Source organism: Streptomyces hazeniae (genome assembly GCF_031845485.1).
Lineage (GTDB): Bacteria > Actinomycetota > Actinomycetes > Streptomycetales > Streptomycetaceae > Streptomyces > Streptomyces hazeniae.
On the sequence record NZ_JAVREQ010000011.1, the window covers coordinates 133405 to 148315 of the forward strand.

The 14911-nt window shown below is 69.7% G+C and carries 11 protein-coding genes and 1 tRNA gene; 11 read left to right on the top strand and 1 reads right to left on the bottom strand.

Going from position 1 to position 14911, the window contains the following annotated elements; translation table 11 throughout:
- Positions 1-74: 74 nt before the first annotated feature.
- The 5 genes from RM572_RS14360 to RM572_RS14380 all read left to right on the top strand — a co-directional run bounded on the left by RM572_RS14360 (position 75) and on the right by RM572_RS14380 (position 5928).
- Positions 75-1313 (top strand): branched-chain amino acid ABC transporter substrate-binding protein, encoded by a 1239-nt coding sequence (locus RM572_RS14360; protein WP_311673714.1) that lies wholly within the window; start codon positions 75-77, stop codon positions 1311-1313.
- 115 nt (positions 1314-1428) lie between these two features.
- Positions 1429-2355 (top strand): branched-chain amino acid ABC transporter permease, encoded by a 927-nt coding sequence (locus RM572_RS14365; RefSeq protein WP_027762473.1) that lies wholly within the window; start codon positions 1429-1431, stop codon positions 2353-2355.
- A 5-nt stretch (positions 2356-2360) separates the two neighbouring features.
- Complete coding sequence (locus RM572_RS14370) at positions 2361-4166, top strand: branched-chain amino acid ABC transporter permease (RefSeq protein ID WP_311673715.1); 1806 nt, start codon at positions 2361-2363, stop codon at positions 4164-4166.
- Between the two features lie 5 nt (positions 4167-4171).
- The gene (locus RM572_RS14375) at positions 4172-5215 is read left to right on the top strand and encodes an ABC transporter ATP-binding protein (protein WP_311673716.1); all 1044 of its coding nucleotides are present in this window, start codon (positions 4172-4174) and stop codon (positions 5213-5215) included.
- Positions 5212-5928 (top strand): ABC transporter ATP-binding protein, encoded by a 717-nt coding sequence (locus RM572_RS14380; RefSeq protein ID WP_027762475.1) that lies wholly within the window; start codon positions 5212-5214, stop codon positions 5926-5928. The genes RM572_RS14375 and RM572_RS14380 overlap by 4 nt, the downstream gene beginning before the upstream one ends.
- Positions 5929-6001: 73 nt before the next feature.
- On the opposite strand, the gene RM572_RS14385 is transcribed toward RM572_RS14380, so the two are convergent.
- Entirely contained in the window at positions 6002-6661 is a 660-nt protein-coding gene (locus RM572_RS14385; RefSeq protein ID WP_311673717.1) for an ANTAR domain-containing response regulator, read from the bottom strand.
- Between the two features lie 90 nt (positions 6662-6751).
- Here RM572_RS14385 and RM572_RS14390 point away from each other — a divergent pair.
- From RM572_RS14390 to pyk, 6 genes are all read left to right on the top strand, one after another.
- Positions 6752-6835: transfer RNA gene (locus RM572_RS14390), tRNA-Leu, on the top strand.
- Positions 6836-6919: 84 nt separating this feature from the next.
- Positions 6920-7699, top strand: coding sequence for a helix-turn-helix domain-containing protein (locus RM572_RS14395; protein ID WP_311673718.1), 780 nt, complete (start codon positions 6920-6922; stop codon positions 7697-7699).
- 52 nt (positions 7700-7751) lie between these two features.
- Entirely contained in the window at positions 7752-10256 is a 2505-nt protein-coding gene (pepN, locus tag RM572_RS14400) for an aminopeptidase N (protein ID WP_311673719.1), read from the top strand.
- Positions 10257-10654: 398 nt separating this feature from the next.
- A complete protein-coding gene (locus RM572_RS14405; protein ID WP_449657218.1) occupies positions 10655-11935 on the top strand; it encodes a pyridoxal phosphate-dependent decarboxylase family protein in 1281 nt (426 codons plus the stop codon).
- Complete coding sequence (locus RM572_RS14410; RefSeq protein ID WP_311673721.1) at positions 11932-13407, top strand: lysine N(6)-hydroxylase/L-ornithine N(5)-oxygenase family protein; 1476 nt, start codon at positions 11932-11934, stop codon at positions 13405-13407. The genes RM572_RS14405 and RM572_RS14410 overlap by 4 nt, the downstream gene beginning before the upstream one ends.
- Positions 13408-13459: 52 nt before the next feature.
- Complete coding sequence (gene pyk, locus RM572_RS14415) at positions 13460-14884, top strand: pyruvate kinase (protein WP_311673723.1); 1425 nt, start codon at positions 13460-13462, stop codon at positions 14882-14884.
- Positions 14885-14911: the final 27 nt, after the last annotated feature.

The window sequence follows — 14911 nt, forward strand, 5'->3', positions numbered from 1 at the left end:
CCAGCCCCCAGTACGGCCCGGCGCGCTACACGGCCACTCACCTGAGTGCGCCGCGCCAGGGGAAAGGACTGATCGTGCGCCAGCGATCCCTCATCATGCTCACCACCGCGGTCACCACCGGAGCACTCGTGCTGACCGCGTGCGGCTCCCGCGACGACTCCAACGGCGGCGACAAGGGCGGCGAACGCGTCGTCCAGATCGGCCTCGACGCCCCGCTCACCGGCAACCTCTCCGCCATCGGCATCGGCATCAAGAACTCCGCCGAACTCGCGGTCAAGACCGCGAACAAGGAGAACACCGTCGACGGCGTCACCTTCAAGCTCGTCTCCAAGGACGACGTCGCCCAGACCACGCAGGGCCAGCAGAACGCCACCGAGTTCGTCGGCAACACCGACATGATCGGCGCCATCGGCCCGCTCAACTCCGACGTCGGCCAGTCCATGGCCCCCGTCTTCGCCAAGGCCGACATGGTCCAGGTGTCCCCCGCCAACACCAACCCCGCCCTCACCCAGGGCGTGGACTGGCAGAAGGGCGACAAGCAGCGCCCCCACGACACCTACTTCCGCACCTCCACCACCGACGCCATCCAGGGTCCGTACATGGCCGAGTACATGTACAACGACCAGGACCTGAAGAACGTCTACGTCATCGACGACAAGAAGACCTACGGCGCCGGCCTCGCCGGCACCTTCGCCGACCACTTCAAGGAGATCGGCGGCAAGGTCGTCGGCACCGACCACGTCAACCCGGAGGACAAGGACTTCACGGCCATCGCCACGAAGGTCTCCAACTCCAAGGCCGACTTCGTCTACTACGGCGGCGAGTACCCCGCCGGCGCCCCCCTCGCCGACCAGATCAAGCGCGCCGGCGCCGACATCCCCGTCGTCGGCGGCGACGCCCTCTTCAGCGAGGAGTACGTCAAGATCGCCGGCAAGAACGCCGAAGGCGACCTCGCCAGCTCCGTGGGCGCGCCCCTCGAGACGCTCGACACCGCCAAGGCCTTCATCGACAACTACAAGAAGGCCGGCTACGAGCAGACCTACGGCCCCTACGGCGGCTACGCCTACGACAGCACCTGGGCCGTCATCCTCGCCGTGAAGGAAGCCGCCGAGAAGAACGACGGCCAGCTTCCCGACGAGATCGACGACGCACGCGCACAGGTCACCGAGGCCATGCAGAACATCACCTTCGACGGCGTCACCGGCTCCGTCGGCTTCGACGAGTTCGGCGACAACACCAACCGCCAGCTGTCCATCTACGAGGTGAAGGACGGGAAGCACGTGCCCGCCAAGACCGGCACGTTCGAGGGCTGAGCCCCGGCACACCACAGGCCCACGGGCCCGTAACCCACCACCCACAGGCTCCGCGGGGGCGTCTCGGCGCCCCCGCGAAGCCGTCTGAACACCCATCCCCTCCGGAGGCTCCGCGGTGAACGATCTGCCGCAGCAACTCGCCAACGGCCTGCTACTCGGCGGGCTGTACGGACTCATCGCAGTCGGCTACACGATGGTCTACGGCATCATCCAGCTGCTCAACTTCGCCCACGGCGAGATATTCATGATCGGCGGCTTCGGCGCCCTCACCGCCTGGCTCTGGCTACCCGAAGGCACCAGCCTGCTGATCGCACTCCCCCTCATGCTCCTCCTCGCCATGGCGTTCTCCGTCATCGTCGGCGTCGGAGCAGAGCGGCTCGCCTACCGGCCCCTCCGCGGCGGCCCACGGCTCTCCTACCTCATCACCGCCATCGGCCTCTCCATCGCCCTCCAGCAGCTGGTCTGGGCCTTCTACCCCGACGGCCACAAGTCGCGCTCCTTCCCCCAGTTCTCCGGAGGCGGCTTCGACATCAGCGGCGTCAGCTTCGGCGGCGCCGACGTCTACATCCTCATCGCCGCCCCCGTCAGCATGATCGCCCTCGGCTTCTTCGTGTCCAAGACCCGCAGCGGCCGCGCCATGCAGGCCACCTCGCAGGACCCCGACACCGCCAAGCTGATGGGCATCAACACCGACCGCATCATCGTCACCGCCTTCGCCATCGGCTCCGCGTTCGCTGCCATCGCCGCCATCGCCCACGGCCTCAAGTACGGCGAAGTCAACTTCAAGATGGGCTTCATCGCCGGCCTCAAGGCCTTCACCGCAGCCGTCCTCGGAGGCATCGGCAACATCTACGGCGCCATGATCGGCGGTCTCGTCCTCGGCGTCGCCGAAGCCCTGGCCACCGCATACATCGAACTCCTCCCCGGCATGTCCTCCTTCGGCAGCGGCTGGAAGGACGTATGGGCCTTCGTCCTGCTCATCCTCGTCCTCCTCCTCCGTCCCCAGGGCCTGCTCGGCGAACGCGTCGCGGATCGGGCGTGATAACCATGACGACCACCACCACAACCACACCCGTGCCCGACAACGCAGGCACCGGCGCCCCCACACCCGGCACCCTCCCCCTGGGAGCGACCCCCGCACGGGTCCTCACCGCCGCCGGCGCCACGGCCACCCTCGCCAGCACCTTCCTCGCCTGGACCTGGACCCAGGCCTTCCCCGGCAACCTCACCGTCTACGGCTACCCCGGCGGCCTCCAGGTCCTCACCCTCATCGGCGCACTCCTCACCCTCGCCTTCCTCCTCGCCGGACTCGGCGTCAAGGCACTGCGCTGGCTCACCCCCGGCGGCAGCAACAGCCCCGTGCTGCTGCTCGCCCTCGGCACCTTCGCCGTCACCTGGTACGCCGCCGGCGCCGTCGCCGTGACCCTCGGCGGCCTCGTCAACCTCGAACCCGGCGGCATCATCGCCGCAGCGGCCTCCCTCATCACCGTCATCGGCGCCCTCGGCCTCCCCGCCGACACCGCGCACGACCCGCACAACCCACCCACCACCCCGCTGCACCGGTTCCTCCACAGCTTCAAAGCACCCGCGCCCGCAGCGGCCAAGGCACTGCCTCCCTGGGTGGAGATCCTCATCATCAGCGCGGCCGTCGCCATCGGCCTCTGGGTCTTCTCCTACGGCATCGCCACCCCGTACGGCGAACTCTTCATCGGCTTCCTGCTGCTCAGCGCAGCGGCCATCACCGCCGTCACCCGCGCCGGGCTCAACCGCCGGCTGGCCGCCGTCACCGCGAAGCACCGCAACATCACCGTCGCCGCGGCCTTCATCGCCGCCGTCGCCTTCCCCCTGACCCAGTCCAGCGAGGCCTACGCCAGCCTCGGCGCCTACATCCTCATCTTCGCCACCGTCGCGCTGGGCCTGAACATCGTCGTCGGACTCGCCGGGCTCCTCGACCTCGGCTACGTCGCCTTCCTCGGCGTCGGCGCCTACGCCGCGGCCCTGGTCTCCGGCACCCCCTTCTCGCCCTTCGACATCCACTTCCCGTTCTGGCTCGCCGTCCTCACCGGCATCAGCGCCTCGCTGGTCTTCGGCGTCCTCATCGGCGCCCCCACCCTGCGACTCCGCGGCGACTACCTCGCCATCGTCACCCTCGGCTTCGGCGAGATCTTCCGCATCGGCATGCAGAACCTCGACGGCACCTCCGGACCCGACATCACCAACGGGCCCTCGGGCATCCCCGACATCCCCGACCTCGTGATCTTCGGCTTCAACCTCGGCGAAGAACACACCTTCCTCGGCTTCGAAATCGGCCGCTTCGCCAACTACTACCTGCTGATGCTCCTCTTCACGGCCATCGTCGTGATGGTCTTCAAGCGCTCCGACAACTCACGCATCGGCCGCGCCTGGGTCGCGATCCGCGAGGACGAGACCGCGGCACAGGCCATGGGCATCAACACCTTCCGCACCAAGCTGGTCGCCTTCGCGCTCGGCGCCGCACTCGCCGGCATGGCCGGCACCGTCCAGGCGCACGTGACCTACACCGTCAGCCCCACGCAGTACAAATTCGTCGAAGCCGTCCCGCCCAACTCGGCCTTCCTCCTCGCCGCCGTCATCCTCGGCGGCATGGGAACCGTCAGCGGCCCCCTCATCGGCGCCGCCCTGCTCTACCTCATCCCCGAGAAGCTCGAGTTCATGGCCGAATACCAGCTCCTGCTGTTCGGCCTGGCCCTCATCCTGCTCATGCGCTTCCGCCCCGAAGGCCTCGTCGCCGACCGGCGCAAGAAGCTCGAGTTCCACGAAACGGGCCAGCTCGACATCCCGAAACAGACCGGCCTCAGCAAGGCGGAGGCGTGACACCCATGACCACCACCACGAAGACCGCGCCCCCGCCCGCCGCACCCGGCACCGGCGGCAACGTGCTCCACGCCTCCGGCGTCACCATGCGCTTCGGCGGACTCACCGCCGTCCGCGACGTCGAACTCACCGTCGACAGCGGCGAGATCGTCGGCCTGATCGGCCCCAACGGCGCCGGCAAGACCACCTTCTTCAACTGCCTCACCGGGCTCTACGTCCCCACCGAGGGAACGGTCTCCTACAAGGGCAAGGTGCTGCCCCCCAAGTCGCACCTCGTCACCAAGGCCGGCGTCGCCCGCACCTTCCAGAACATCCGGCTCTTCGCCAACATGACCGTCCTGGAGAACGTCCTCGTCGGCCGCCACACCCGCACCAAGGAAGGCCTCTGGTCCGCCCTCCTGCGCGGACCCGGCTTCCGCAAGGCCGAAAGCGACTCCGAGGCCCGCGCCATGGAACTCCTCGAGTTCACCGGCCTCGCCGCCAAACGCGACCACCTCGCACGCAACCTCCCCTACGGCGAACAGCGCAAGCTCGAGATCGCCCGCGCACTCGCCTCCGAACCCGGCCTCCTGCTCCTCGACGAGCCCACCGCCGGCATGAACCCGCAGGAGACCCAGGCCACCCAGGAACTGGTCTTCGCCGTCCGCGACCAGGGCATCGCCGTCCTCGTCATCGAGCACGACATGCGGTTCATCTTCAACCTGTGCGACCGCGTCGCCGTCCTCGTCCAGGGCGAGAAGATCGTCGAAGGCACCCCCGAGGTCGTCCAGAGCGACGACCGCGTCGTCGCCGCCTACCTCGGCACCCCCTTCGAGGGCGAACCCGGCGAGGCGGAGGCCCAGGAGGTCGCCGCCGCCGAAGCCCACCACGACACCGACACCCCCGCCCCCGCCCCCGTCCCCGACACGACCGGCGGCACCGACGGGACCGGCGGCACCGCCAGCACCACCGGCACGGACGACGACACCGGCCCCGGCGGAGGCACCGAAGGGCCCGCCGCCGACCAGGCCGGAACCACCCGCGCCGAAGAAGAGGGTGAGAAGAAGTGACCGCACTCCTCGAAGTCGAAGACCTCCGCGTCGCCTACGGCAAGATCGAAGCCGTCAAGGGCATCTCGTTCACGGTCGAAGCAGGCCAGGTCGTCACCCTCATCGGCACCAACGGCGCCGGCAAGACCACCACCCTGCGCACCCTCTCCGGCCTCCTCAAGCCCGCAAGCGGCAAGATCATGTTCGACGGCGAAGCCCTCGACGGCGTCAGCGCACACAAGATCGTCGCCAAAGGCATCGCCCACTCCCCCGAAGGCCGCCGCCTCTTCCCCCGCCTCACCATCGCCGAGAACCTCCAACTCGGCGCCTTCCTTCGACGCGACGCAGCCGGCGTCGAAAAAGACGTCCAACGCGTCTACGACCGCTTCCCCATCCTCGGAGAACGCCGCAAACAGGCCTCCGGAACACTCTCCGGCGGCGAACAGCAGATGCTCGCCATGGGCCGCGCCCTCATGTCCCGGCCCAAACTGCTCATGCTCGACGAACCCTCCATGGGCCTCTCCCCGATCATGATGCAGAAGATCATGGAGACCATCAACGAACTCAAGAACTCCGGCACCACCATCCTGCTCGTCGAACAGAACGCCCAAGCCGCGCTCTCCCTCGCCGACCAGGGCCACGTCATGGAGGTCGGCTCCATCGTCCTCTCCGGCACCGGACAGGAACTCATGCACGACGAATCCGTCCGCAAGGCCTACCTCGGCGAAGACTGAACCCGGCACACGGCGAAGGCGCCCGCCCCCGGAAAGGGGGCGGGCGCCTTCGCCGCACCGGAAACCGCGACGCCTACTGCTGCCGCTTCTTCTCCTCCGCGTTCTCGATCACGGCCTCCGCCACCTGCCGCATCGAGAGCCGCCGATCCATCGACGTCTTCTGAATCCACCGGAACGCCGCCGGCTCCGACAACCCGTACTGCGTCTGCAGCACACTCTTCGCCCGGTCCACCAGCTTCCGCGTCTCCAGCCGCTGCTCCAGGTCCACGACCTCCTGCGACAGCACCCGCAACTCCGTGAACCGCGACACCGCCATCTCGATCGCCGGCACGATGTCGCTCTTGCTGAACGGCTTCACCAGGTACGCCATCGCACCCGCGTCCCGCGCCCGCTCCACCAGCTCCCGCTGCGAGAACGCCGTCAGCATCAGCACCGGCGCGATCGCCTCCTCCGCGATCCGCTCCGCGGCGGAGATACCGTCCAGCACCGGCATCTTCACATCCAGGATGCACAGGTCCGGACGGTGCTCACGGGCCAGATCGATCGCCGACTGCCCGTCGCCGGCCTCGCCGACGACGGAGTACCCCTCCTCCTCCAGCATCTCCTTGAGATCCATCCGGATCAGCGCCTCGTCCTCCGCGATGACGACACGTGTCGTCTCCGGCGGCACGTGGGCGCTCGCCGCTTCGGCGTCGGCGGGTTCGGTGGGCTCGGGGGCGTCCGCGGTGCTCACTGGGCTCCTCGTTTCCGCACGGTGGGACCCCCGAGCCTACCCATCCACCAAAGCTCATCGGCACGCGGTATGCTCTCCGTGCGCCGCTCGGCCGGGTTGATGGAACGGGCAGACATGATCGACTCAAACTCGATTGCTCGAAAGAGCGTGCGGGTTCGAATCCCGCACCCGGCACCGACAGGGCCGCTTCGTCACCCTTTCAGGTGACGAAGCGGCCCTTTTCGCCTTTCCACATCGTAAAACTGCAACGTTTCGTTCATGGAACAGCACCTTTCTTCGACTCGCGAAGAGGCGCTCACACTGCTACGCCGGGGCACTCCCAACCGTGAGGTCTCAGATCTCCTCGGTGTGCCTCGCGGAACAGTCGGGTGGTGGCGGTACGAGGACCGGAGGGCACTAGGAGAACTCTTCGAGCGCACCCATGACTGTCCTCGCTGTTCGACTCAAGAAGTCGACGGGCCTTGGTACGCCTACCTGCTCGGCCTGTACCTCGGCGACGGCCATATCATCCGCAAACCGAAGCAGAACCACCTATCGGTCTTCTGCGACCTCAAGTGGCCGGGCTTGATCGACGCAGCCGAGGAAGCGATGCGCTGTGTGATGAGGATGCCCAGCATTCACCGCAGGGTCCGGAACGGCTGCGCCGAGGTGAAGTCGGTGTCTACTCACTGGCCGTGTCTCTTTCCGCAGCACGGGCCCGGGAAGAAGCATGACCGGCTCATAGCGCTGGAGCCGTGGCAGCAGGAGATCGTGGACGCGCATCCGTGGGAGCTGATCCGGGGGTTGATCCACTCCGACGGGTGCCGGATCACGAACTGGACGACGCGCATGGTCGGTGGGGAGAGGAAGCGGTACGAGTACCCCCGGTACTTCTTCACCAACAAGTCCGACGACATCAGGCGCATCTTCACCGACACGCTGCGCAGGGTCGGCGTGGAGTGGACGGTCCTGGCCCGCGGTCACGACCCGTTCAACGTGTCGATCGCCCGCAGGGCGTCCGTGGCGTTGATGGACGCGCACGTCGGGCCGAAGTACTGACCTGGTCGAAAGGTCCGTGCGATGGGGACGGTGCGTGCGGCAGCATGGGCGCATGTCCCCTTTGACGCGCGACGAGGCGCAGCAGCGAGCCGGGTTCCTGGACGTCCACGAGTACGTGATCGATCTTGATGTGACGGGTGGGGAGGAGAGTTTCGGGTCCACGTCGACGGTGTGGTTCGCGGCGAGATCGGGGGGCCGGACGTTTCTGGACGTGCGGCCGGTGGTGTTGCGGCGGGTGGTGCTGGACGGTGTGGAGCTGGATGCGGGGCTGTTGTCGGAGGGCCGGTTTCCGCTGGAGCTGGGTGCGGGTGAGCACGAGCTGCGGGTGGAGGCGGAGATGCCGTATTCGCGGACGGGTGAGGGCATGCACCGGTTCACGGATCCGGCGGACGGGCTGACGTATCTGTATTCGCAGTGCTTCCTGGATGATGCGCCGCGTGTGTTCGGGTGTTTCGACCAGCCGGATCTGAAGGCGACGTTCGCGGTGTCGGTGTCGGCGCCAGCGGAGTGGACGGTGCTGGGGAACGGGGTGGCCGAGCGGGTCGGTGAGGGTCGCTGGGTGTGTGCGGTGACGCCGCGGATTTCGACGTATCTGGTGGCGGTGGTGGCGGGTCCGTACCACTCGGTGCGGGCGGAGCATGCGGGGTTGCCGTTCGGGTTGCATGTGCGGGCTTCGCTGGCGGAGTTCCTGGAGCGGGATGCGGAGGAGTTGCTGGAGGTCACGCGGCGGTGCTTCGACCGGTATCACGAGATCTTCGAGGAGCCGTATCCGTTCGACTCCTATGACCAGGCGTTCGTGCCGGAGTTCAATGCGGGGGCGATGGAGAACCCGGGTCTGGTGACGTTCCGGGACGAGAAGATCTTCCGTGCTGCGGCGACGGAGACGGAGGTGCAGGATCGTGCGGTGACGGTGGCGCACGAGATGGCGCACATGTGGTTCGGGGATCTGGTGACGTTGCGGTGGTGGGACGACGTCTGGCTGAACGAGTCGTTCGCGGACTACATGGGGTATCAGGTGCTGGCGGATGCGACGCGGTACCGGGAGGTGTGGACGGATTTCGGTGCGGCGCGGAAGGGCTGGGGGTACGACGCGGATCAGCGGGGGTCGACGCATCCGGTGGCGCCGGAGCCGGAGTCGGTGCCGGACACGGCGACGGCGTTGCTGAACTTCGACGGGATCAGTTATGCGAAGGGCGCGAGTGCGCTGCGGCAGCTGGTGGCGTGGCTGGGTGAGAAGGCGTTTCTGGCGGGGGTGAACGAGCATTTCGCGCGGCATCGGTTCGGGAACGCGACGCTGGCGGATTTCGTGGATTCGATGGCGCGGGCGTCGGCGGACCGGGATGTGCATGCGTGGGCGGATGCGTGGCTGCGGACGACGGGTGTGGACACGTTGACGCCGGTGGTGTCGGAGGGGGCCGGCGGGTGGCGTGCGGAGGTGGGGCATGTGGGGATGCGGCCGCACCGGTTGGCTGTGGGGTTGTACGACCGTGTGGCGGGTGACCGTGCGCGGCTGGTGCTGCGGGAGCGGGTGGAGCGTGATGTGTCGGGGGACGGTGTGGGGTTCTCGGTGTCGGGTGAGGGGCCTCGGCCGGATCTGCTGTTGCTGAACGACGGCGACTTGTCGTACGCGAAGGTGCGGCTGGACGAGGGGTCGTGGGAGGCGGTGCGGACGTCGTTGTCGGGGTTGCCGGAGGGGTTGTCGCGTGCGGTGGTGTGGAACGCGGCGCGGGACATGGTGCGGGACGGTCAGCTGGCTCCGGAGGTGTATCTGGAGGCGGTGCGGGCGCATCTGCCGCTGGAGGCGGACGAGTCGGTGGTGCAGGCGGTGCTGGCGTTCTCGCGGGGGGCGGTGGCGGATCGGTTCCTGGTGGGGCGGGAGCGTGCGGGGGCGTTGGAGCTGCTGGTGGGTGTGTGTCGTGCGCTGTTGGAGCGGACGGAGGCCGGTGGGGAGCCGGGGGTGCGGTTGACGGCGGTGCGGTGTCTGCTGCGGAGTTCGTCGGATGTGGCGGAGTTGCTGGGGTGGCGGTCGGCGGGTTCGGTGCCGGGTGGTCCGGAGTTGGATGCGGAGTTGGGGTGGTTGCTGTTGCAGCGGTTGTCGGTGCTGGGTGCGGTGGGTGAGCGGGAGATCGCGGCGGCGCTGGCTGAGGACCGGAGTGCGTCGGGTGAGCAGGGGGCGGCGTGGTGCCGGGCGGCGTTGCCGGAGGCGGGGGCGAAGGCGGTTGCCTGGGAGGCGTTGTTCGGTGGTGGGGATGCGTTGTCGAACCGGTTGTTCCGGGCGACGGCGGAGGGGTTCTGGCAGCCGGAGCAGGTGGAGTTGTTGGAGCCGTATGCGCCGGGGTTCTTCGATGCGGCGGTGGCGGTGTCGGAGCGGCGGGGTGCGGAGATCGCGCGGGTGACGGGGGTTGCGGCGTTTCCGCATGCGGTGGCGGGTGACGAGGTGTTGCGGCTGGGTGAGGAGTTGTTGCGGTCGCGGGAGGTGATTCCGGCGTTGGGTCGGGTGCTGGCGGATCAGCTGGATGATCTGCGGCGGGTGCTGGCGGTGCGTGGGGCGGGGTGATCGGGGGTTCCGGGGGGAGGCCGGGGCTCGGTTCCGTGTGGCGGGGCCGGGCCCCGGCTGGTGCTGTGTGTACCCCCTTCGGGGGAACGTGTGCTGTGTGTGGTGGCGGGGTGGCGTTCCGCGCATAGGTTAGGTCGGCCTTACCTCTTTGTGGTGTCGATTGCGAGAGAGTTCTGCCGATGTCTGTTTCTGCCGCGTCTGTCGTTGTTTCTGCGCGGGGTGCTGCGCGGGGTGCCGTGCGGGATGCCGGGTTGCTCGCGGGTGGGTCCGGGGGGCCTGCCGCGTTGCGTCCGCTGGTCGGGACGGTGCTGGACGCGTTGGCGGTGGGGGCGGGTGAGCGGTGCGGGCCGTTGCCGCGTGGGGGTCCGGAGGTGGTGGCGGGGCGGGTGCGTGCGGCGGTGGGTGAGGTGCTGCCGGAGTACGGGGTGGGTTCGGGGGCGGCGTTGGGTGTGTTGGTGCGGGCGTTGGCGGAGGGGGCGGCGGATCCGGCGGATCCGCTGTGTGCGGCGCATCTGCATTGTCCGCCGTTGGCGGTGGCGGCTGCGGCGGATCTGGCGGCGAGTGCGTTGAATCCGTCGTTGGATTCGTGGGATCAGGCGCCGGCGGCTTCGGAGTTGGAGGCGCTGGTGTGCGGGGAGTTGGCGGGGCTGGTGTTCGGGGGCCGGGTGCCGGCGCGGGGCGGGGGGCGGCCGGATGCGCTGGTGACGACGGGTGGTACGGAGTCGAACCAGTTGGGTGTGCTGATGGCGCGGGAGCGGTTCGGGCGGGGGGTGCGGGTGGTGTGCGGGGAGAACGCGCATCACAGTGTGCACCGGTCGGCGTGGTTGCTGGGGCTTGGGGAGCCGGTCACGGTGGCGGCGCCGCGGGGGGTGCTGGATCCGGCTGCGGTGGAGGAGGCGCTGGCGGGTGTGGGGGGTCGTGCGCTGGTGGTGGCGACGGCGGGGACGACGGATGCGGGGGTGGTGGATCCGTTGCCGGAGGTGGCGGAGGTGGTGGCGCGGTGTGGGGCGCGGCTGCATGTCGATGCGGCGTACGGGGGTCCGTTGTTGTTCAGTGAGGGGCTGCGGGGCCGGTTGGCGGGGTTGGAGCGGGCGGATTCGGTGTCGGTGGATCTGCACAAGCTGGGGTGGCAGCCGGTGGCGGCGGGGTTGTTCGTGGTGCCGGATGCTGCGGAGCTGGGCGTACTGGATCACCGGGCGGATTATCTGAATGCGGATGATGATGCGGCGGCGGGCCTGCCGGATCTTCTGGGGCGGTCGCTGCGGACGACGCGGCGGCCGGATGTGCTGAAGGTGGCGGTGACGTTGCGGGCGCTGGGGCGTCGGGGGCTGGCGGAGTTGGTGGAGCACGCGTGTGCGGCGGCGGGTGTGCTGGCGGGGCTGGTGCGGGAGGAGCGGGGGTTGGAGCTGCGTGGGTGGCCGGAGTTGTCGACGGTGCTGTTCCGTCCGGTGGGGGCGTCGGACGAGGTGGTGGCCGAGGTGCGGCGGCGGCTGCTGGAGGAGGGTCGGGCGGTGCTGGGGCGGGCGTCCCTGGACGGCCGGTTGTGGTGGAAGGTGACGGTGCTGCATCCGCGGGTGGAGCGGGGGGAGCTGGCGGAGTTGGTGAAGCTGGTGCGGGATGCGGCGGCGGACGTGGCGGCGGGTGCCGGGGTGGCGTGCGGCGCGGAGGTGGGCGCGTGAGCGGCGGGGTGCGGGAGTCGGAGGGGCCGCTGGACGTCGCGGGTGTGGGGTGCGGGCCGTTCAACCTGTCGCTGGGGGCGCTGGCGGACGGGGTTCCGGGGTTGCGGTGGGCGGTGTTCGAGCAGCGGCGGTCGTTCTCGTGGCATCCGGGTCTGCTGGTGGACGGTGCGACGTTGCAGGTGCCGTTCCTGGCGGATCTGGTGTCGTTGGCCGATCCGTCGAGCCGCTGGTCGTTCCTGAGTCATCTGCGGGCGCGGGAGCGGCTGTTCCCGTTCTACTTCGCGGAGCGGTTCCACATCGAGCGGGTGGAGTACGACGCGTATTGCCGGTGGGTGTGCGACGGTCTGGCGGCGGACGGTCCGGGCGGCGATGGCGTGGGGGGCGGGCTGCGTTTCGGGCATCAGGTGGACGCGGTGCGGTGGAACGGCGAGCGGGCGTTGTTCGAGGTGGATTTCACCCGGCTGGACGAGGCGGGTGAGGCGGAGGCGCTGGGGCGGGCGTATGCGCGGAACGTGGTCCTGGGTATCGGCACGGCTCCGCATGTCCCGGAGCAGTTGCGGCCGTTGGCGGGTGCGCCGTCGCTGCCGGTGGTGCATGCGGCGGACTATCTGGCGCACCGGGACAGGCTGGTGGCCGCGGGGCACGTGACGGTGGTGGGTTCGGGGCAGTCGGGGGCGGAGGTGTTCCTGGATCTGCTGCGGGCGCGGCCGGTGGGGGGTGAGGGGCTGCGGTGGCTGACGCGGAGTCCGGCGTTCGCGCCGATGGAGTACAGCAAGCTGGGGCTGGAGCATTTCACGCCGGACTACACGCGGTACTTCCACGGTCTGCCGGAGCGGGTGCGGGACGGGCTGGTGCCGCGGCAGTGGCAGCTGCACAAGGCGGTGGATCACGAGACGCTGGCGGCGGTGCACGACGAGTTGTACCGGCGGGCGGTGCGTTGCGGCTGGCCGGATGTGGTGCTGACGCCGGGTGTGGCGGTGCGGACGGCGGGGCGGCTGGGGTCGTCGCAGCTGGAGTTGCATCTGGAGCACGCGGAGCAGGGTGAGCGGTCGCCGCTGGTGACGGACGCGGTGGTGCTGGCGACGGGGTACCGGGAGCGGCCGGCGGAGCGGTTGCTGGCGGCGCTGGCGCCGCTGGTGCGGCGGGACGCGGCGGGTCGCCCGCTGATCGACGGCGGGTTCCGGATGGGGCTGGATCCGTCGGTGACGGGTGGGGTGTACGTGCAGAACGGTGAGCGGCATTCGCACGGGGTGGGGGCGCCGGATCTGGGGCTGGGGGCCTATCGCAGTGCGGTGATCCTGAACGGGGTGTCGGGGGAGGAGCCGTTTGTGCTGCCGGGGCGGACGGCGTTCACGTCGTTCGGCCTGCGGGGCGGGGCGTCGGGCTCGTCCGGGTCGTCGGGGCCGCTCATCGGAGCGGGGCGGCGCGCAGATTCGGGAGTTGTCAACGGGGTGTTCCCCTCGGGGTGTTGAGGTGGCGCCGGAGGGCCGCTCTCTACCCGCCGGTAGGTCGTAGGCTCGGTGCATGCGCCGCGCGAAGATCGTCAGCACCCTGGGTCCCGCCTCCGACTCGTATGAGGTGATCAGGGCGCTCGTCGAGGCGGGGACGGACATGGTGCGGCTGTCTCCGGGCGACGGTTCGCACGTCGAGCTGGAGGGCCGGTACGCGCGGCTGCGGAGGGCGTCGGCGGACGTCGGGAGGAGCGTCGGCGTACTGGCGGACCTTCAGGGCCCGAAGGTTCGGCTGGGCCGGTTCCGCGAGGGGCCTGTGCTTCTTGAACGCGGGGACGCGTTCCGGCTGTTCTCGGCGGAGGCCGAGGGGGACCACGAGGGGTGCGGCACCACGCACGAGGGGCTGGCCGACGACGTGCGGCCGGGCTCGGAGGTCCTTGTCGACGAGGGCCGGGTGGTGCTGGAGGTGTCCGGCGTGTCGGGCGGGGTGGTGACGACGCGGGTGGTCCGTGGCGGCCTGGTCTCCGACCACAAGGGCGTGAACCTGCCGGGGGTGCCGTCGCCGGGCTCGGCGCTGGGCGGGAAGGTCGTCGAGGATCTGCGGTGGGCGCTGCGGCTGGGCGTGGACGTGGTCGCGCTGTCGTCGGTGCGCGGTGCGGAGGACGCGGTGGAGGCGCGGCGGGTGATGGCCGAGGAGGGTCACCGGGTGCCGGTGATCGCGAAGATCGAGAAGCCGCATGCGGTGGAGGCGCTGGAGGCCCTGGTCGACGCTTTCGACGGCATCATGGTGGCGCGTGGCGAGCTGGGCGTGGAGATGGCGCTGGAGTCGGTTCCGCTGGTGCAGAAGCGGGCGGTGAAGCTGGCGAGGCGGATGGCGAAGCCGGCGATCGTGACGACGCAGATGCTCGATTCGATGGTGGAGGCGTCGCGTCCGACGCGTGCGGAGGCCTCGGACGTCGCGAACGCCGTGATGGACGGCGCGGACGCGCTGATGCTGTCGGAGGAGACGAGCGTGGGCTCGCATCCGGTGGAGGCGGTGCGCACCATGGGCCGGATCGTGGCGGCCGCGGAGGAGGACATGCTGGCGGAGGGGCTGCGTCCGCTGGCGGAGGAGGACAAGCCGCGGACGCAGGGCGGTTCGGTGGCGCGGGCGGCGGCGGAGATCGGCGATTTCCTGGGCGCCCGCGGTCTGGTGGCGTTCACGCAGTCCGGGGACACGGTGCGGCGGCTGTCGCGGTACCGGTCGCCGATTCCGGTGCTGGCGTTCACCCCGGAGCCGGCGACGCGGGCGCAGCTCGGCCTGTCGTGGGGGGTGGAGGCGTTCTGCGTGCCGGTGGTGCGCACCACGGACGAGATGGTGGCGCAGGTCGACGAGGAGCTGCTGCGGCTGGGGCGCTGTTCCCGCGGCGATCTGGTGGTGATCACGGCCGGTTCTCCGCCGGGTGTGCCGGGGACGACGAACCTGGTCCGGGTGCACCGCATCGGCGAGGCCGGGTAGCGGGCCTTCCCCGTGCGGGGCGCGGCA

Bases quoted from the DNA above. Each gene is read 5' to 3' on its own strand.
- RM572_RS14370 (WP_311673715.1), top strand. From the start codon at position 2,361: ATGACGACCACCACCACAACCACACCCGTGCCCGACAACGCAGGCACC.
- RM572_RS14375 (WP_311673716.1), top strand. From the start codon at position 4,172: ATGACCACCACCACGAAGACCGCGCCCCCGCCCGCCGCACCCGGCACC.
- RM572_RS14395 (WP_311673718.1), top strand. From the start codon at position 6,920: ATGGAACAGCACCTTTCTTCGACTCGCGAAGAGGCGCTCACACTGCTA.
- pepN (WP_311673719.1), top strand. From the start codon at position 7,752: ATGTCCCCTTTGACGCGCGACGAGGCGCAGCAGCGAGCCGGGTTCCTG.
- pyk (WP_311673723.1), top strand. From the start codon at position 13,460: ATGCGCCGCGCGAAGATCGTCAGCACCCTGGGTCCCGCCTCCGACTCG.